This is a genomic window from Dyadobacter sp. CY261 (genome assembly GCF_021440085.1).
Classification (GTDB): Bacteria; Bacteroidota; Bacteroidia; order Cytophagales; family Spirosomataceae; genus Dyadobacter.
Map to the genome: position 1 here is coordinate 1,154,891 of NZ_JAKCPW010000001.1, position 19,002 is coordinate 1,173,892.

At 43.6% G+C, this 19,002-nt stretch carries 17 protein-coding genes and 1 pseudogene; 9 read left to right on the forward strand and 9 right to left on the reverse strand.

Translation table 11 applies throughout. The features are described 5' to 3' along the window. Window positions 1–45 precede the first annotated feature (45 nt). Window positions 46–1,344, forward strand: a complete 1,299-nt coding sequence (locus LZD49_RS04610; RefSeq protein ID WP_234666146.1) for a polysaccharide pyruvyl transferase family protein — start codon at window positions 46–48, stop codon at window positions 1,342–1,344. Between the two features lie 145 nt (window positions 1,345–1,489). Here LZD49_RS04610 and LZD49_RS04615 read toward each other — a convergent pair whose 3' ends face one another. Both LZD49_RS04615 and LZD49_RS04620 read right to left on the reverse strand, forming a co-directional pair. Beyond that, window positions 1,490–2,113 carry a hypothetical protein gene (locus LZD49_RS04615; protein ID WP_234666147.1) on the reverse strand — a complete coding sequence of 208 codons (624 nt, stop codon included), beginning with the start codon at window positions 2,111–2,113 and terminating at the stop codon, window positions 1,490–1,492. A gap of 84 nt (window positions 2,114–2,197) precedes the next feature. Beyond that, on the reverse strand, window positions 2,198–2,779 hold the full coding sequence (locus LZD49_RS04620; RefSeq protein ID WP_234666148.1) for a Crp/Fnr family transcriptional regulator: 582 nt from the start codon (window positions 2,777–2,779) through the stop codon (window positions 2,198–2,200). Between the two features lie 301 nt (window positions 2,780–3,080). Here LZD49_RS04620 and LZD49_RS04625 point away from each other — a divergent pair, with 301 nt between their 5' ends. From LZD49_RS04625 to LZD49_RS04635, 3 genes are all read left to right on the forward strand, one after another. Beyond that, window positions 3,081–4,820 carry a serine hydrolase gene (locus tag LZD49_RS04625; RefSeq protein ID WP_234666149.1) on the forward strand — a complete coding sequence of 580 codons (1,740 nt, stop codon included), beginning with the start codon at window positions 3,081–3,083 and terminating at the stop codon, window positions 4,818–4,820. A gap of 951 nt (window positions 4,821–5,771) precedes the next feature. Further along, window positions 5,772–6,299 (forward strand): hypothetical protein, encoded by a 528-nt coding sequence (locus LZD49_RS04630; protein ID WP_234666150.1) that lies wholly within the window; start codon window positions 5,772–5,774, stop codon window positions 6,297–6,299. A 502-nt stretch (window positions 6,300–6,801) separates the two neighbouring features. Next, the gene (locus tag LZD49_RS04635; protein ID WP_234666151.1) at window positions 6,802–7,851 is read left to right on the forward strand and encodes a hypothetical protein; all 1,050 of its coding nucleotides are present in this window, start codon (window positions 6,802–6,804) and stop codon (window positions 7,849–7,851) included. Between the two features lie 103 nt (window positions 7,852–7,954). On the opposite strand, the pseudogene LZD49_RS04640 reads toward LZD49_RS04635, so the two are convergent. The 4 genes and pseudogenes from LZD49_RS04640 to LZD49_RS04655 form a co-directional block, all read right to left on the reverse strand. Next, a pseudogene (locus tag LZD49_RS04640) lies at window positions 7,955–8,149 on the reverse strand (tyrosine-type recombinase/integrase); the annotation flags it as partial. A gap of 415 nt (window positions 8,150–8,564) precedes the next feature. Next, complete coding sequence (locus tag LZD49_RS04645) at window positions 8,565–8,990, reverse strand: site-specific integrase (RefSeq protein WP_310590473.1); 426 nt, start codon at window positions 8,988–8,990, stop codon at window positions 8,565–8,567. Between the two features lie 156 nt (window positions 8,991–9,146). Continuing rightward, entirely contained in the window at window positions 9,147–9,797 is a 651-nt protein-coding gene (locus tag LZD49_RS04650) for a phage integrase SAM-like domain and Arm DNA-binding domain-containing protein (protein WP_234666153.1), read from the reverse strand. Window positions 9,798–10,440: 643 nt separating this feature from the next. Continuing rightward, complete coding sequence (locus tag LZD49_RS04655) at window positions 10,441–10,782, reverse strand: DUF2019 domain-containing protein (RefSeq protein ID WP_234666154.1); 342 nt, start codon at window positions 10,780–10,782, stop codon at window positions 10,441–10,443. A gap of 909 nt (window positions 10,783–11,691) precedes the next feature. On the opposite strand from LZD49_RS04655, the gene LZD49_RS04660 reads away from it, so the two are divergent. The 4 genes from LZD49_RS04660 to LZD49_RS04675 all read left to right on the forward strand — a co-directional run bounded on the left by LZD49_RS04660 (window position 11,692) and on the right by LZD49_RS04675 (window position 14,533). Next, window positions 11,692–11,853, forward strand: coding sequence for a helix-turn-helix domain-containing protein (locus tag LZD49_RS04660; protein ID WP_234666155.1), 162 nt, complete (start codon window positions 11,692–11,694; stop codon window positions 11,851–11,853). Beyond that, a complete protein-coding gene (locus LZD49_RS04665) occupies window positions 11,850–12,071 on the forward strand; it encodes a hypothetical protein (RefSeq protein ID WP_234666156.1) in 222 nt (73 codons plus the stop codon). The genes LZD49_RS04660 and LZD49_RS04665 overlap by 4 nt, the downstream gene beginning before the upstream one ends. Before the next feature lie 284 nt (window positions 12,072–12,355). Then, a complete protein-coding gene (locus tag LZD49_RS04670) occupies window positions 12,356–12,838 on the forward strand; it encodes a hypothetical protein (protein ID WP_234666157.1) in 483 nt (160 codons plus the stop codon). Between the two features lie 363 nt (window positions 12,839–13,201). Beyond that, entirely contained in the window at window positions 13,202–14,533 is a 1,332-nt protein-coding gene (locus tag LZD49_RS04675) for a hypothetical protein (protein ID WP_234666158.1), read from the forward strand. Between the two features lie 293 nt (window positions 14,534–14,826). On the opposite strand, the gene LZD49_RS04680 is transcribed toward LZD49_RS04675, so the two are convergent. Then, window positions 14,827–16,122 (reverse strand): site-specific integrase, encoded by a 1,296-nt coding sequence (locus tag LZD49_RS04680; protein WP_234666159.1) that lies wholly within the window; start codon window positions 16,120–16,122, stop codon window positions 14,827–14,829. Between the two features lie 1,015 nt (window positions 16,123–17,137). Then, complete coding sequence (locus LZD49_RS04685; protein WP_234666160.1) at window positions 17,138–17,572, reverse strand: hypothetical protein; 435 nt, start codon at window positions 17,570–17,572, stop codon at window positions 17,138–17,140. Between the two features lie 553 nt (window positions 17,573–18,125). Between LZD49_RS04685 and LZD49_RS04690 the strand changes: the two genes are divergently transcribed. Then, a complete protein-coding gene (locus tag LZD49_RS04690) occupies window positions 18,126–18,551 on the forward strand; it encodes a hypothetical protein (RefSeq protein ID WP_234666161.1) in 426 nt (141 codons plus the stop codon). A 19-nt stretch (window positions 18,552–18,570) separates the two neighbouring features. Here LZD49_RS04690 and LZD49_RS04695 read toward each other — a convergent pair whose 3' ends face one another. Beyond that, window positions 18,571–18,798, reverse strand: coding sequence for a hypothetical protein (locus LZD49_RS04695; protein ID WP_234666162.1), 228 nt, complete (start codon window positions 18,796–18,798; stop codon window positions 18,571–18,573). Window positions 18,799–19,002 lie beyond the last annotated feature (204 nt).

The following is a 19,002-nucleotide window of genomic DNA, read 5'->3' on the forward strand; positions in this document are numbered from 1 at the left end:
AAAAGTCATGGCTGTCAAGAGCATGAAATAATCCATTTTAATCCCATGTCCATCCCAACAAATCAAACTCGCCGACAATTTATCGCGGCTGCAAGTACCATAGGCGCTGCTGCGCTTTTTCCCGCCAATTTCTTGCATGCCGCGCCGGCATCCCGTCACATTTTGCTGCGGTCTGGCTGGCAGACAGAGAATATCGGTGACATCGCACACACGCCCGGTGTCCTGGTACTTCTGGAAAAATACCTGCCTGATGCCCAGATTACATTTTGGCCGTATTACGAATATCTGCCCGAGCAGGAAGTTTCCATGCTTATGAAACGTTTTCCCAAGCTCCGTATCGTGCAGGGAAAACTTGATCCCGATGGCAAGGCTTCTTCACCCGAACTGGAAGCGGCCATTGCATCGGCTGATTTTATGCTTCACAATTCGGGGCCGTTTATGGTCGCATGGAGTGATGCCGAAGCATTTCATAAACGGACAGGTAAACCATTCGGCGTGTATGGCGTTACCTACGGACATTGGGTATTTGGTACCCGTGAAAAGGAGACGCTCAACAAAGCACGTTTTGTTTACTTCCGCGATTCAGTCTCTTTGGTTAAGGCAAAACAGGATGGCGTCCACGCGCCGATTATGGAATTCTCACCGGATGCGGTTTTCGCACTGGACGTTCAAAATCAGCAGGTGGCCGATGCTTTTTTGAAATCCCATGGCCTTGAACATGGGAAATTTTTGTGCTGCATACCCAAGCAGCGCTTCACACCGACCTGGTTGCATGTGTTAAAGAAGAGGCCTTTCGATGGCGGCAAGCATGCACGGAACGAAGAGATGAAGGAACATGATCATATTCCGCTTCGAGAGGCGATTATCGCCGTCACCAGACAAACGCAGATGAAGGTACTGATATGTCATGAAGACGAAACGGAAATGGGCATTGGCAAAGAATGGCTTTTGGATAAATTACCTGACGACGTCAAGAAAAAAGTAGTATGGCTCGATCATTTGTGGACTCTGGATGAGGCCGTGAGCGTTTACAAGCGCAGCGCGGGGCTGTTCGGCAATGAAATGCACAGCCCAATCATGTGCATTGGAAACGGTATCCCAGCCATTGTCGTGCGATGGGTAGAACAAAGCAGCAAAGGCGTGATGTGGGAAGATATCGGTCTAAAAGAATGGCTATTCAATTTCGACTGCGAGGCCGACGTGCAAAGACTCGTTCCAACGGTACTGGCTATGGCCAAGGATCCGGGGGCAGCGAAAGCCAAAGCCGGAAAAGCGCAGGCATTTACCCACCACCGGCTGCGTCAGACGATGGCCGAAGTACTTAAGGCTAGTACTCCGGTCTGAAAAAGGGCAAGAATCCGGCCCAATTGGTTCGCGTACTGGGCATTAAATAAATCCACTGTATTGCTGCAGACCTGAAAATGTCTGGGCTCCGTAAAAGGTCGTTGCGTTGGCAGGAGTAATAGAATTCCTAACCTCCGCAAAATTCCTAGAAATTATACCCAAAATGCAATCCCGGCTGCCCAAAGAAGAATCTTGACCATCTATCGTCAACCTGTTTAAACGAATCAGGCATTTTTGATTGATAGGGACGATGAGTTATGGCTATTGAAGGTTGTATAAAAAACCTATCCTTGAAAAGTTTAATGTGATAACCAATGGAATACGTGTTAAAAATTTGGAAGCCATTGTCAATCTTATTGTGGTCATTATTTACAAAAGTTTGCCAAGCAGGCATCACGTCAACTTGTGCATAAAGACCCTTCCATAAAAACCTGTAATAAGAAACTGAAACTCCGTATTCGCGAATATAACCTGGAAACCCTTCTCCTTCTGCTTCAAATGATTTTCCAAAAGGAATGCCAATGGGCCAGGCATATTTCCAAGTTTTAAATTCAAGTGAAATTACATCCTTTCCTGTAATGCGGTAACCTAAGTTCAGATAAACCATCTCAGGTGGATTATTATCAGGTATAAGATTGGCGAGCATAAATAAGGTGCTGCCTATAAAATACTTTTTATAAGTACTGTCTTGTTTGGCATATTGAGCTTTAACTTGTAGAGTGCTTGCCATCATTAAAATCAAGGCGAACCATAGAGTTTTCTTTCGCATATCAATACTATCAGTTGTTAAACGACATGCAAAGATAGACTGGCAAGACGCCATAACTCGTTGACTTAAGTTAAGAAATGAACCCTACACCTTATTTTTCTCTATAATCCTTGCTTTTAACCTGCTTAACGATTCGGGTTTGATACCTAAAAAGCTCGCTAATTGATGCTGTGGCACACGTTGAATAAGGTCTGGTCGTGATTGCAATAAGTTCAAGTACCGTTGTTCAGGGGAAGAGGTCTTAAACTTGTCAAAATCGATTTGCTGTTTAGCTAAAAGCTCCTCCGATAAAATTCTGCAAAGTGATTCAAATTTTGGAAATTTATTAAAAACCTCGACTTCCATTTCAGGATTTGAAATGATAATTATTGAGTCTTCAATACAAGATATGTAATATTCGGAAGGCGCTTTACTGATAACACAATGCGGTGTCAATACTTCCATTTCTGTATAGAATGCGGTTGTTTTTTCTACTCCGTCAATAATGTAGTAAGTCCGAATACAACCTTTCAATACAAAGTATGATTCATTAGAATTTTGTCCTTCATTTAAAAGAATTGTACCTTTTTTGATTGTTCGAAAAGTGTTCAAAGAGATGATGATATTCTTTTCATCTTCTGTCAAAGAAACATACTTTGATATAAAGTCAAATAGTAAGTCTTGCATTTTCTGCCTTTCTTTATCTGTATCAGGTGGTGAGATTAACTACAATCCTTCAATATACGAACATTTGTAGTACACTTTGTATAGTCTATCTAACTTCTTAGGGGTGATATCCATAGCAGTCCGTAAAGGCGGTTTTACATTTCATTAACCTTCTTTTACAGGTCATTAGCCGATGATGGGATAGAAACTTCTAGCTTTGCGGCCACCGCAGTGGCGGCCCACCGCTGTGGCGGCCACCGCAGTGGTTGAAATCCTTGAAAACAAAAAACGAAATAAAAGAACCTTTCCGACCAGACCATCCATGAAAAACCAACGCCTCTTTCTGATTCTTTTCCTTCTATTTGTTGTATTTCACGTCCAGGCGGATGATCTGGACGACTTTATCCGGATTCAAATGCAGAAGCGGCGTATTCCCGGTTTGTCCCTGGCTATCATTCAGGACGGAAAAATCTTGAAAGCTCAGTCATATGGATTTATTGATAAGGATGGAAAGGTGCCGGTCACGACGAACACGCTGTTTCAGGCAGGCTCGGTTAGTAAATCGGTTGCGGCTATGGGTGCTCTGTATCTTGTTGAACAGAATAAACTTTCTCTGGATGAGGATGTTAACGTAAAACTTAAAAGTTGGAAAGTTCCAGATAATGAATTTACAAAGGACAAAAAGGTCACTCTGCGCGGGATACTCAGTCATACTACCGGTCTTACCGTGCACGGATTCCCGGGATACGCTGTGGGCGGGAAGATCCCTTCGGTAGTTCAGATTCTGGATGGGACAGCCCCAGCCAATACACCACCGGTTCGCGTAGACTTTGTTCCGGGCTCCCGTTGGAGGTATTCAGGTGGCGGTTATACCGTCATGCAACAACTGATGGTGGATGTGACTGGAACTGCTTTTCCGGAATTCATGAAAAATAATGTGCTTTCGCCACTGGGTATGAAAAATAGTACCTACCAACAACCCTTACCTCCCGAACTGGCAAAAATGACGGCAACCGGTCACTACAACAATCGGAGATTAGTGGAAGGTCGCTGGCACATTTATCCTGAGATGGCAGCAGCGGGATTGTGGACTACGCCGTCCGATCTGGCCCGATTCGCGATCAGTATTCAGAATGCTTATGCTGGAAAATCAGGTAGTGTATTATCCCGGTCCATGACCCGCCAAATGTTGACAGACCAGAAAAACAGGGATGGATTGGGTGTGTTTTTGCAGGGTGACAATACTACGCTCCGCTTCGGTCACAATGGGCGCGACGGGGGTTTTGATGCGTTACTTACCGCTAGTGTGGACAAAGGACAAGGCATTGTGATCATGATCAATGCGAATGACAACTCGCACATGATGGGCAGGATTGTCGATTTTATCGCTGATTATTACCACTGGGATGGATTTCCTGTAAAGACTAAACCGGCTGCGGTAGATGTGGATTCCAAAACGTTAAAGGCTTTCGAAGGTCGATATGAATTATTTAATAATCGAATGGTCACTTTTGAGGCTGATAATCAGCGACTTTTTACCCTGGAAGATGGTTATGTGGATGAAGAATTTGTGCCTGTCGCTAATAATACGTTTACATCGACCGACCGGAATGTTTCTGTAACCTTCACTGCCGACGCTAATGGAAATGTGACCGGCTTCACGCTTAATGACAAGGACCAAGGCTATGAGCGAAAGGTTCCACGTATTGGGCCGCTTGCCGATGCCGATAAAACCAATGCCGATCCTGATCCGTCACGCACACCCAAAGTCATGGCGGCTTTGCAGGCCATGGTAAAAGGCGGTAAAATATTAGAAGAAGCATCCGGCCTCACTTTGGGCGCCAAACGCGATTTTGCAGGAGGAATGCGAGAGCCGGAAACTTTGAAATCATTAACATTTATTCATTCAGAAAACGTCGCAGGCCGGGGAATTCAACGCCATGAAAGCGACGTAAGCGAAATCGTAACTTACCAATTGAAGTCCAATCAGCCGGACACCTATATACTCGTCCATCTGACCTCCGACGGCTTGGTTACCGATTGCGATCTCGTTGAAAAATAATGGCTATTTGAAGCGAAACCTACTTGATGTATCACCCGCCAAGCCGATAAAGATTTCGTTGATTCTGCCAATCACTTATTCTCTCTCTAAATGCGGATTTACTGCACGGAGCGCTTTAAAAGCGAATATCACCAACTGATCAAAAACAATTCCTACAAGTCTCTCACCGAAGCCCTTATTCGGCCTTTCTCCGGGGCACGCCGGATCAGGTATCAAAAAGCGCCTGGCCGGTAGTGGCGGGTACCGCTATCTTAATATATTCTTTTTCGTAGCTGTTCGAAGGCTGCTAACAGAATATTATTGCGAGTCCTATTTAGGTGAGTATTCGGTCGGATCTTGTACTCACCGCGTCACTCACCAAATTGTGGTGGGATGGGGTACTGAACACTTCTAATGAATATGATCAATATGCCAGACAAATAAAGCTTAACGATGCCAATGCCGGAGCTACTACCTATAGTTACAACGCACTCGGAGAATTAACCGGACAACTAAACGGTAAAGGGCAGGCTCACACAATGCTTTATAATTCGCTAGGACAGATTACCTCCCGTGTAGGGCCGGAGGGTACAACTACCTATGAGTATTGCACTACTAATGCCGGGGGATTAACGAAAGCCGTAACCAGGCCCACTCCAACTGGTAGTATCAAGCAGATATTTGGATCGCCCCTAATAGATTTTCTAAGGCGTTTAAATTATATATGACGACCGGCCACGAACTTGTTCATGCCAAGGACTATTATGTTGGAAACATTTATAGATGGTTCAACGCTTATAACGTCAATCATTCAGTTGACGCCAATTCGTTTGCAGCATTCAGATCGGAGGTTGATGCTCATAATTGGTCCTTTTATACAGCAAAGACTATGCATTCCAATGTCGGCCACTATAGAGGAATGGTAGATTATTATAAAAAGCTTCTTCCATTTATTGCCAAATAAAATTCCATATGAAACAACTGCTTATTTGCTGCATCTTATTGTTTTTTACGAGAGCAAGTGCTCAAAATGGGATTTCCTTGTCGATTGATCCAGAGGTATGCTATAAAAAAGGTTATCTGAGTGCTACTTTGGTTTTTACCAACTCGACTTCTGTTAGCGCTTTCTTCAAAAGTGAGACCATAGTTGCGACGGAAAGCATGTTTGGTGATTCTGCTAATTTGGAAGTTTATAAAAAGGGGGCACTGCTCTTCTATTTATATGACAGAAATGAGAAAAGAATTGAATGGTTCGGCCAGCCTCCTATTATATATAAATACAAATTCTCCAAGACGGAGGATTTTGTAGTACCAGCATCAGGAGAGGTTCGTATTCCGGTAGCAATTTGTCTCAAAAAATATGAAAAATGGCTAAATCGTGGGAAGAAGTATTCCTTACGCCTGGTCTTGGTCCAGAATGAAAAGAAATTGTTACCAATTCCAAATTCGGAGCTTTTTTTGGGATCGTTAAGCACAAATAATGTGTTTTTCACGCCCTGACAATAAAACAATATGTTTTCTGCAACAAAGCCAAGTATCGGCGTCGAAAGGCTTTCATTAAACAAATAAAAAAGTTAACAGATATCAATATGAAAGGTTTTCAAAAACAAGGTATTTCTCTTCTATTTTTATTGAGCTGGGCAGCTTACGGTTGCTCCGCTCAACAAGACATAAAAACGGCTTCGACAAGCGAACGCTGCAAATCTTTATGTAGCTGTTGGTTGTTTGGATTGATGGGCGTTAAGAGAAAGTGACTTATCAAATTATGGCTAGCTAAATATTACAAAACTCTCCCGCCAGCGACTCCGGAGCGTTTGGGCGGGCCAGATTAGATTGTGACACAATCTGACATCTGGCCGATTGCGGGTAAGTGGCAATCCCGAAGTTCCCGGATTCGCACTTGGCCGCTGAATGGAGAAGGAAAAGTGATATTCATTCCGTCATGAACGTATTCAAGAAAAGCCCTATATTTAGGAGATACTACTTCACGTAACGAAAGTCTGTGAGCTTAACTACGGTAGACCTAGCCACTGGTCGCTATGAAATTTCAAAGGGCGTGACCGCTAATGAATTGTCTAAATTGGCAGAAGATCTGAAAACTTCGGTAATCCAGCTTTCCAAGCCGATTGATACTAAAACCATTGCCTTACTGGAACAAGTCGTTTTTTCCAAACGTCGAGACATCGCCCTGAGAGTCTATGGGCACTATTCTGAGAGATGTGATCTAAGCTTTATTGAAAAGATACCATCGATAAGAGAGCTCTCGGTAGATTGTCTGATGGAGGTCACTAATATGGATGTAGTTACGAGAATCCAGCACTTAGATGGATTGCATGTAGGCGTTTTTGGACTTGATAGCTTTGAGTTCCTGGATAACATCGATCCTCAATTGAAGCGGCTTTCTCTGTATCAGACTCGATCAAAAAAACCAAGGATTGAGACGATTGGTCGGTTCACTGAACTTAACGAACTGTTCCTAGAAGGACAGAGCAAGGGGATTGAGGCCATTAAGAAGTTGAAAAAACTCGAAAAAATCGTATTACGATCTATATCAACCCAGGATATCGAATATCTAAAGAATCTGGAACGTTTATGGTCCGTTGATATTAAGTTAGGAGGTATAAAGGATTTAAATGCATTAAAATCTTTACCCAATTTGAAATACCTTGAAGTTTGGCAAGTTAGAGGACTTTCAGACCTGTCAGTTCTATCGGACTTAAAATCGTTGCAAAACTTATTTATTCAATCACTACCGCAGCTCGCCGTGTTTCCTGCAATATCTAGCTTGGGAAAACTGAGGCGTATTTACCTTGAAAATCTAAAAGGTCTGATGGACTTGAGTGAATTGAAATCTGCGCCTGCCTTAATTGAATTCATTTACTTAATGGCACAAAACCAAAATCCTGAAAACCTCATCCCTGTACTCGAAAATAAGAGTCTGGAAAGGATCTCTTGTTATTTTGGTAGCGATAGGAAGAATAATGATTTTAAGAAGCTAGCCCAGTCTTTCGGAAAAGATGAGTATGAGTATCAAAAGTTCGTGTATTACTGAGGTTCAAATGAATTTCCGCAATTTCATTAACACAGTTATTTCACCTTCTCTCTCGCGATCCCCTCTCACAAACAGGAGGGTTCGTGAGAGAGAAGGTGCAGCGCTAACCTTCAGTGCCTGATCTTTTGGAAAGCCGCCCTTTCAAAGCGTGCATATCCTCACTAACCTTTGTATCAAGAATCTTCGCATAAATCTGGGTCGTACGAATATTCGTATGCCCAAGCATTTTAGAAACACTTTTAATCGGCACACCATTTTGCAGCGTCACGGTTGTCGCAAACGTATGCCTGGCAACGTGTGGGCCAGATTAGATTGTAACACAATCTGACATCAGGCCGATTGCGACTAAGAGGCAATCCGTTATATGTTTGAATGAGATACTGTAAAATTAGAAAGTGGGAATACTACTATTTCAATCTAGAAAATCTGGTTTGTGAAAACCAGAAAACGGTTTAGACCAGGCATGAAGTAATTCAGTTACCTATGTAGCAAGGTCCTTTCAAATTGCTTGAAAAGTGTATTTCGTAAATGCCTTTTTCTGGTTCTAGACAAATATTGGTTTCCGAATCAAATTGATAACACCCAGAATATCCTGCCGGATCAAGTCTGATACCATTGATTAGTGGCGCGTTATCTCGAATACCTACTTCTCACCTTCTCTCTCGTGATCCCCTCTCACAAATAGGACGGGTCGTGAGAGGGATGGTGCTGCGCTAACCTTCCGTACCAGATCTTTTGGAAAGCCGCCCTTTCAAAGCCTGCATATCTTCACTGACCTTCGTATCCAAGATCTTAGCATAGATCTGCGTAGTACGAATGTTCTTATGCCCGAGCATTTTTGAAACACTTTCAATCGGCACACCATTTTGCAGTGTCACGGTTGTCGCGAACGTATGCCTGGCAACGTGTGAAGTAAGAATCTTGTCGATTCCGCAGATCATGGCAATTTCTTTCAGATAGTCATTCATCTTTTGGTTGCTCGGCACAGGCAACACGAGGCCGCGAGATTCGCAAAGCGGATGGTCTTTATATCTGCCAATAATTTGAAGCGCTTCGGGGAGTAAAGGAATATGCGACTTCACATTCGTTTTAGTCCGCCGGCTGAAAATCCATTGCTCGCCGTCAATTCCTCTGGCTATCTGACCTTTTTCGAGCTTCTAGACATCGGAGTAGGCTAGGCCGGTGAAACAACAAAAAAGAAAAGTATCCCGCACCTGTGTGAGTCGATCACTAGCAAATTCTTTACTGGCCATTAAGTCCAACTCAGCTCTGGTAAGAATGGCTTTGTCAGCCTTTTAAAACTTACCCTTGAAGTTCAAATACGGGTCAAGATTCATCCAGCCGTTACCCAGGCAGATATTGACAATCTTGCGGAACATTTTCATGTGCTTCACTACCGCATTGTTACCCATCTTACGAACCGAGCGTAGGTAGAACTCGTAGTCGGCAATGAAAGCGAAATCAATGCGGCTGATGTCGATATCAGTGGTGTTATAGTTATGCTTCAAAAATACCACTGTATGGCGTTCAAGTACCTTGTAGCGTTTGAATGTGCCGATAGCATATTCTTGCCCGACCAATGCATTCATACGCTCGTTATGATCAGCGATCACTGCCATTAGAAAACGCTGCTTCGGGCCAATGCCTAGAAATTTATTTTTGATCGTTTCCGCTGTTATCAAAGCATTGTCGCGAACCAATGCAGCTTGTGCATCTAACAATTGCTGTTCGAGGTTGCCGAGATAGGCATTAACAGATTTTACGGCCTCTTTCGCGCCAGTTACTCTGCCTGCAACCGCATTCCACCGGCTGGGCTCGCATTCTCTTCCGGTTGTAAATTCAGCTCTCCTACTTTCAACAGTAATCCGCAAGTAAATCGGCACCGGCCCTTTTTGATAGTTTTTCGGCTTCTTCAAATAGAAAAGCAGACTGATCTTTGTTTTCATACCTTTTTCAGGTTAAAAAGTTGAACAAAAGTAGTCTTGCAAGCCGTTACAGCACAAGATGTTTACGTGGTAAACAGGTTGCTATACAATGAGTTGTAGCGATTTTGGTGAGTAAAATTTGCAGATTGTCTAACTCACCGAATTACTCACCAAAAATTTGTAGAAAACTGAACCTTTTGGCATACTCCGGAAAAGAAAAAGCCTGCTAATCTGTTGATTTGCAGGCTTTTGATGCTCTTTGTTATTTCTTCAAGTGATCCCGCTGGAATCGCAAAATATCGACGAAAGTAGTTGATTGTCAGGTATTTTATTCGAACGAATCGAATAGGTGACTGAATTGGGGACCGAATGGAATGGGTCAATTTCGTTCTTACTTCGAATGTCCTCCGATGCAAAGTTACAGCACTTTCCACAGATTATCAATTAGGTGTCTTCCTTTAATCGACGATATACGATTGACGTTGACTTACAAAACTTCGCATTTGCAGGGCAAAGAGCGGTCATACATTGCAGCTGGAGACGTTCTGTGGTCCTCGCAAAACAGACTATAGTTGTTTTCGATATATGACCGCATAATCTAACATAATGAATATCTGAACTCCAGAACAAGGCAGTCGTCCGCCGCAATTACTCAACAAATTCCCTATAGTAAATTCAGCATTCCCTGCTTCCATAGGTGGAGAGTGGTTTTAGCAGTCAGCCCCGTAATTGTCGAAAGGTTAGTTAAATTTTGTAAAACAGGTTCGGCGATTTCTGGTGCGTAAGCCAACGAGAATGTAGCCGCCCAAAGTCTTACATTCTCCTCACTATGGTCCAGCATCTCTGCAAACACGCCGAGTTCATTTGCACCTTTAGCCTGCGCATACAATCCGGTTAGCTTCTTATGGAGCTTATTTGCCTTCTTGTGATCTCCAGTAGAAATTGCCTTCCCATGTTCCAAAGCCTCAACTTCAAACTTTTGTCTAATTTCGTCTCTTTTTATCATGGTTTCCAACCAAAACGTTTTAATAGTTCAATCCCATATTGATACTGCTGCTCAAAGCTAAGTGTTTTCAGATAATCTCTAACCCTCATGCTAGTTCCTGGCAAGATCGAATTGTGGTACCCCGTTACCTTTGCGTGAATTGAGCCAGCTCCATGCTCCAAACGAATTAGGTTCTTGGTATTATGAATTGCCTCTGCTCCGAATTTAGAGATATTGCCTGCGTGTTTCTCGACTATGTGATGCCAGGCATTTCCAGCTCCAGCAGATCCAAAAACACGCTTAAGTGAGGAAAAGGTCTGAGGTTAGAAAGCTACTTAACGTCTCGCCCGGTAAGTTGCTAGCCCTCAGCTAACCGTCAACTCGCATTTGTAAGATTGGGAGGAGTAATCTATTACGACAGGGAAGACATTGAAGCTATGATTCAAAAAGCTAGAACGCCAACATTGATTGGAGAGGCATGAATACCGCATATCAAACTTCCGGTCGAGGATGTGACGTCCCTCCCAGGCCGGTATACGTGGAGATTTACTTTCTTCAATGTAAGAAGAGCAAAGAGGCGGCCTGTGAATTCTATCAGCATTACTCACGCCGGTTTTGGCGCTCTCCGAACGGAGAAGTTATTCAAGACTGGAAGCGCTTGGCATGGCAATGGATTTGGAATAAAGGAAGAGTAGGCACATATTGGTTATCCGCAGATTTTGCTTAATGATGATCGCTGTTGATTTTCAATCAATTCTGGTCATTATCGCAATTTGCTAGACCATTTTGCTGGATCATCAATGGATATTACTTTGTGTCCGTACATAGATTTTATAATTTCGGCATCGGCTCGTGACTAGAGGAGCTGGCCATGTTGTTCCCGAGCACTTTTCACCAGATACTGCAAAGAAATGGCTTAAATCGTATGAGGTGAGAAAATTACTGAACATTTCACCGGGCAAGTTGCTTGCCCTCAGAGCCAGTCGTCAGCTCGCATTTGTGAGATTGGGCGGAATAATTTACTACGACATGAACGACATCGAGACAATGATCCAAAAGGCCAAAATGCCAACCTTGGCCGGAAATATATGAGAAGGTATCAAACTTCCGGACTTGGACGTGATATCCCTCCCGAGCGAGAATACGTGGAAATTTACTTTCTTCAATGCAAGAAGAGTATCGAAGCGGCAAGTGAATTTTTTGCCCATTATTCACGGAGGTATTGGCGCTCTCCGAGTGGAGAAGTTATTCACGATTGGAAGCGCCTGGCCTGGCAATGGATTTGGAATAGAAGAGCAGGTGCGTGTTAGGTAATCCGCAGACTTTGTATACTAGTGATCGCTGTTGATTTTCAATCAATTCCGATCATCATCGCAATTTTGCTAGACCATTTTTGCCGGATTATCAATGAATATTGCTTTGTGTCCGTACGTAGATTTTGTAATTTCGACATCAGCTCGCGACTAGAGACGCTGGCAATGTTGCGCTCGAGCACTTTTACATCTTATGTGCTTCAAAAATTAGCTTCCACGAGAGTTCTTAGGTTGGGGACGTAATTAGTTTGAGTATCGTACAATTTCACCACATATTTTCAATGACAATACCACTTAGAGTATTACAAATCGGCCTTTCCTTAGGTATACTTGCCGCGTGTTCTGGTGAGAAACAGCAGGATGCTGCTACCAGCAATATCAAGGCTGTGTATAAATTGTCTGAACTATCTGGCAAGAAAGAAAAGGAGGTTTCAAAGATCTATGGCACGGGAACAAAAATGGGTATCTGGAAAGATGCGCGAGCAGGGTGTGTAGACTGTCCAAAAATGAGCTATAAGTCAGACAGTGTGGAAGTTATATTCATCAATGGAAAGTCTGATCGCATAACACTAAATCATCTTGAGAACTATGATTTTGATGATGAGGTGATTTTGGGACTTCTAGATTTACCAGTTGCAACTCCGACATTTGACAACAAGAGCGGCACCAAACGCTGGGACCAATATCACGGATACCGTTCGATTTCTGCCTTTGGTAACGAGGGGAAAATCAACTTCATCCTTATTTTGTCGCAGGCGGAGTAATTCTTGTCAAAGGCCTTCCAAGATTACCAAAAGCTCAAACTATCTCTAAATAAGCTACTAGCGGCGACCGCTCGGTAAAAACCTTAATTTTCGTGCGGTTTTACGAGAACGTCTTCATCGATATCAGTAGATTTCCAACTTTTCGCAGTAGATTTTCAAACATTAAACAGTGATGTGCTCAAAATGAAGCTTTCCGTTTTTCTGCTTGCATTGGCCTTTCCAATATCTTGCATAGCGCAGCGTGATATCCAGGAAAAAGTATACTCAACATTTTTGAAGGATACAGTCCGCTATCATGTAACAGTCCCCGAAAACTGGGACAAAAGTCAGACTTGCCCCGTATTGTATACCTTCAAATATGGTATGGTCGATGGCCCTTACATTGCATCACAATTGCGTTATTTTAAAACAGCTAACTATTTTATACCCAATACGATCGTTGTGACCATTCTGGCCGACATGGACAGGATCGGGCTAATTTATGAAACTGGACTTTTGACCAATACAGGAAAAAACTTAACGTCTTGTTTAAGAAACGAGATCATTCCGAACGTTAAGGAAAAATACCATACCTCCTTTTTCAAAACCTATCTTGGGCATTCCTATAGTGCCAGTTACGCCAACTACCTCTTTCAAAATGAACCAGATATTTTTAACGGATATATTCTGCTTGCCGCGGAGAAAACAGGGGCAAATTATAGTGAACCGTCGCCTTTCGTAATTGATAAAAAACTGGTTGGATTTTACTACCATCGGAACACTTTTTATTACGCAGCCGTCGGCGAACATGATTTGCAAAGACGCCACACATATGTAAGGGAAGTAGAAAAGAAGGTAAGCGCACTTGACAGTAATCACTTCTTTTTCAAATACGACAGTATTCCTGGAGGCGATCACGCCAACATTCTGACGCTTGCCATTCAACCAGCTTTGGAACATATTTATCTCCGGTACAATCCCAGCATGACGGCGGGGGGGGCCAAAGATGCTTGGACGAATTTCACAGAAAATCAGAAGTACATTGAAAAAACGTATGGTATACTAGCAGAAAAAGGAAACCGCTGGTATGGTCCGTATGCGCAGATGGCACTTCGGGACAAAGACACAACCGCACTTCTAGAAATTGCGGAATACTTCGGTTCCGAAAAAGCAAGGGCTTCGGATATCCGCAATCTCGGAGACCATCTGGCTTCTGCGGGTCTAAAAGGGAAAGCGATGGAATATTACCAGCGAACAATCAAATCAATCGAAACGTCTACCGGCAAGGCAGACTGGCAGATTTTTGCATTGGGGGATTGTTACCTGAATATAGCTACAAAAATATTTGAGAAGGAGCCTGAGGAAGGCTGGGCTTATCTACTGAAGGGTCTCCAACTAGCCGAAATCAAAGGAGAGTCGGGAGCGCAAAATATCGATGCTTATTTTCATGCTGGGAAATACGCCATCGACAACAATTACAAAATTAAGGATGGTATCGATTTCTTGCTTCATTACGCCAGTCTACGCACTGAAACTATTGACGAGATTCATTGGAGTTACGAGCGGACCTATCTGATCCTCGCCAAGGGGTATTACGCCTTGAAAGATTTTGAAAATGCAAAACTATATCTAAAAAAAGTACTAGTAATCAACGCTGACAATAAAGAAGCGAAGGAAATGTTGGGAAAATATGATTTTAAGGCGGCCGCTCGATGAGATCAGTATACAAGACAATGGGCTATGCGCTTTAAGGAAGCCGAAAAACTGGAAATAAAACCAATAATGTAGGTGAAAGCTGTAAACTTTCGCGCGTTTGTGATGATAACCTGTTTAGGCCTTAGGACGATCCAATGATGCAGCAAATTGACCAACATTAATATTCGCCCGGCTTTTCAGTGAACTCGTATCAATACCCGAACCTACTGTTGATAAAGAGCGCAGTAATCTTAACAGAGAACATGCACTTTCAAAAAATAAAGCCACTGGCGTCTTTACCAGCGGCTTTATCGTTAGGCTACTATGGGCCTAAGCTTCCCCGAATTTGTAAATAGCTTCTGCTTTACCAACGCCATATGGTCACTGATCCGCTGTTTCCTAACTCTGGCGTAGCGTTGAGTCGTGCGGATATTGCGATGCCCAAGCATTTTGCCGACGTCTTCCAGCGGCACGCCATTGTTGAGCATCATGTCCGCAAACGTATGCCGCGCAAGGTGCGTGTTAAGCGGCCTTTTGATTCCGCAGATCACTGCAAGCTCTTTCAGGTAGACATTGTACCGGAAATTGCTGTTGACAGGGATCAATCGGTTGTTGACCTTGCAATAAGGATGGCTTTTGTATTTGTCGATCAGTTCTTGGACAACCGGAAGGATCGGCACCATTTCTGTCACCTCGGTCTTGCCTCTGTCCTTAATAAGCCACTTTTCACCAGTTCGGCCGACTTTCACGATATTATCGGGAGAGAGGTTGTACATATCCTGATAGGCAAAACCCGTAAAGCACTGGAAAATGAACGCGTCGCGCACTTCGCAGATCCGGGCGATATCGATCTGCTTTTTATGGATCGCTTCCACTTCAAATAGCTCTAACGGCATCACTTCCTTATTGCCACCCGAGCAAACAAAACCTTCTAGTGGATTGGAAGCAATGACTTTCTTCTTGACGCTTGTTTTGACGATTTGCCGTGTCCATTTCACCAGCTTTTTGGCAGTGACCTCAGAAAGCGGTTCATCCAGGTGAAGCGTCAGATAGTCGTAAAACTCTTCGGCAAAGCACTGGTCGATCTCAGTCATTTCAATGTCCTTCCGCTGATATCGAAACCGGATGAACGCCTCTACCTTCCGTTTGGTGGACCGCCAGTGCCGGAGAGTTCCTTCTGAGCGGATTCCTTTCTTGGCTTTCTTTTCGAAAATCGCGATGAATTCATCGAAGGCATCCAATAGCGTTTGGCTTGGCCTTACAGCCTTTTCTGGCTCTGCTTTGGAATGAGACAACGGCAAGCCCAGGTAGGCATTTTTCAGCATCACAGGAGTGACGTGATTAAACTGCGATTGCAGCACCAAAAAGTGCTTTTCGATCTCGGCTTGTACCTGAACGATTTTCAGGTTGATCATTTTGGCTTCTGCCGTGGTTACCGTCACCAGCTTGGCATCGCTATTCCAGAAGTCGGGATGGATCTTTTTGCCAAGGGAAATGTCGGTGTCAGTGCCGTCGATGGTAATCCTGACATAGATGGGTGCTTTTCCGTCTTTGGAGGCTTTGCCCCGGTAGAGCCAGAATAGCAATGACAGATTTTGTTTGAACTTCATGCTCGCACATTTTAAGGTTGGTAATTGTGTCCGTGGAGAACCTTAAATCAAAACCGCCTCAATCAAACATCTGATTCGGTCACCTAATTTACCCAATCCAACAGGTGACCGAATGGATTGGTTCATTATGATTCAGACTGACCTGCCTTTTTGTAAAATGTGCTGATTATCAATGCATTTTAAACAAAAAAGGCACACTTTCGTGTGCCTTCTGTGATCCCGCTGGGAACAATTTGAATCTTGAAAACGCTTGTATATCAATTATTTGTAATTCCCTTCAAAATAGGTAACCGAAACGGTAACCGATTCTTTTAGCTTGTTTTGATAGATTTTGATTATCTAACGTCATTATCAAAGTTAAAACTTTATTCCGGGATTTCACTTTAGATTTGATCGCCTGGAGGCGAGGCGTTCATTACACGCAACTGGTTTGGTGATGTTTGTCTCACATAATGGACACGGGTGTTTGACGACAAGATGAAGCTCGAATCCCACAACTGTGCGTTAGCAGTGGACTTCGAACAAATTTTAGTAATTTCGAGTAGCATCAAACCCTTTTTAGGCCCCTTGAAACACGTACTATCTGCCGTATTAGTTCCGCTTCTGGTTGTGAGTATTTCATGTCGAAAACAAGACAACCCAAGCCCTCAGACAATAGCTTACCTAACAAGGCTCGCAGCAGTAGTATGCTCCCAAGCCGATCCTATGCGCAAAAACTTTGTGTTCCTACCGAATGAAAGTGACGACCCGTCTTTCATTACCGAACAGGAAGTCGATAGCGTTGAAAGTAACCTTAAAGATGCAGGGATTGGTGCCTGGGTATTGGTACTTGGGGACCAGGAGTCAGGTACATATACCGTATATACTTGGGCTCTCGGGGATGATAAATTGAGACTCAATGTGACACATTACGATCCAAAAAATCAAATAAGGCGGATATATTATTGGCACTGTGAAAAGTAACGGTAGTTGAGTTTGTCCGATTTGTATTTACCGTCAGTCTCAGATCGATTCGTTAAGGTAGCGCTATCTGCGGATCGTAACCAGCTGCAATGGTACTTACCAAAGAAGGTGGGGTCAATACTTCTACATAGCCAACCAAAAAAAGACTTGTAGTTTCGTAACCAAAGGGTGTCCACAAATGAAGCTTGTCGGCCATTTTCAGATAGGGTTGGCTGCCGTGACTGATGAACACACCGTCCGGCAACTTATCGAACTCTATCTGAAACGTTACTTTGGTTTTACCGTTGATCCTCTCTTGATGCAAGACTTGGTCTATTTGGGCAATAGGTGTTTTGAGGTCAAAACCATGCTGCGGATTTCCTTCCGTCCAATACCGTTTAAACCGGTTGAAATCGTCTCTTCGACACTCGGCGCATGGCCGGTGCCCTGCGGAAAATGCGGTAGCTTCATCCAAGAAGAACAGTTCTGTCCAGCGGTTTGGAGTCATAACGACACGGTGACGCCCCTTAAACTGAAGTAGACAGGTGATCCACGGCCTTACACTAAATGCTCGTATTATTTCTTTGTGGTCATTGTGAATTACGCCGCGATTCCCCGTCCAACGTCCCCGCGCAGCGGTACAGATCAGTTGTCCGTAAGGGTCTACACGGTTTTGAAGCATATTGCAGTCAGTTTTTATGTTTATATAGGGAACTTCGCTGAATCATCATGACGTAGATACCACAAATGTACAAAGCCTCTATCACTCCAATCCTTGTCGGCTTTCATTCGCAGGAGTAGACCGTATGTCTACCTCCTTTTTCTCTGCTTTATAAACTTTAAGGGGAGGTTAACCAATTTGAAACAAGCAGGTTACTAGATGAAATGCATCGCTTTAGCTCATTTGCCAACCCTTCTATCTTCAAATTAAAGAAAATTGGTACCGGTCGCGGTAGCTCCGTTGTCGGCACCGAAACGACTCGAAAGACTCTGCAAATTGTTAGTTCGGTTACAACGATCGAATCTAAATTCGCATCTTAGTCTAAGAAAATCAGGAAACTATGAATAAGGTATTGCTCTTCTTTTTGACTTTGATTGCTTTTGTCCAGTGCAAAAAGGATAGCCCCCTGGCATTGGCCGATATTCAGCCTATTGTCGGCGAGTGGCGATTGACTTCTTACAAGGGGACGGATGGAAGCACGACGGTACCCGATACAACCGGACAAGGTAGATCCCTGTTAATGGTAATACGAGCCGACGGTGTGATCGTCGATGGGTATGGAAGACTTCCATGCTGCCCTCCTTTAAAATATTTCTTTAAAGAAAGAGAATTCGTTCCCCAGCCAACCGCTCCCATCGAGCCTTCAATTTGTCCTTTCGTTCTTTGCGGATCATGCCCGGAAATGAGGATAAATATGTCTGCGCCCGACATTCTGCTCGTGCAAAGTTGTGGGGGAGGAACATCGACGTATGTTCGGGAAAAGTAGATATTGTAAATTTCCCAAACTAAATCAAAGCTCGTGCTGCCAGATCGGAAATTTCTCCGAACAGTTTGTCAAATTTGCCCTGGGTGTTGGTTGAATCCGCTGCTCCTTCGAGGTAGTGCACCGCTCCTTTGACCCCGATCACGGCCTGCTTCACTTTCCCAATCTCGGAAACCGTGCAGATGAGGATTTCGTCGTTGATCGTTTTGTTCTCGACGCTTAGGCGCACAGGTAGCGCGCGTATGGGCATTACTCTTAGGGACTTTTATCACTCTTGTTACCATCGCGTCGGTACTTGCCATACCTCGTTCTTCCTATCTGCTAATTGATTAGCTGCAAAAATATGCCTACAGGCAGAATTGGCGTGGCGGATTTCATATCGGGGATCCTTAGTGCTGTGGTTATAAAGCTCTTAACCGTAGGCTTTCAGGCTATTAAAGTGGCATTGCTTGAT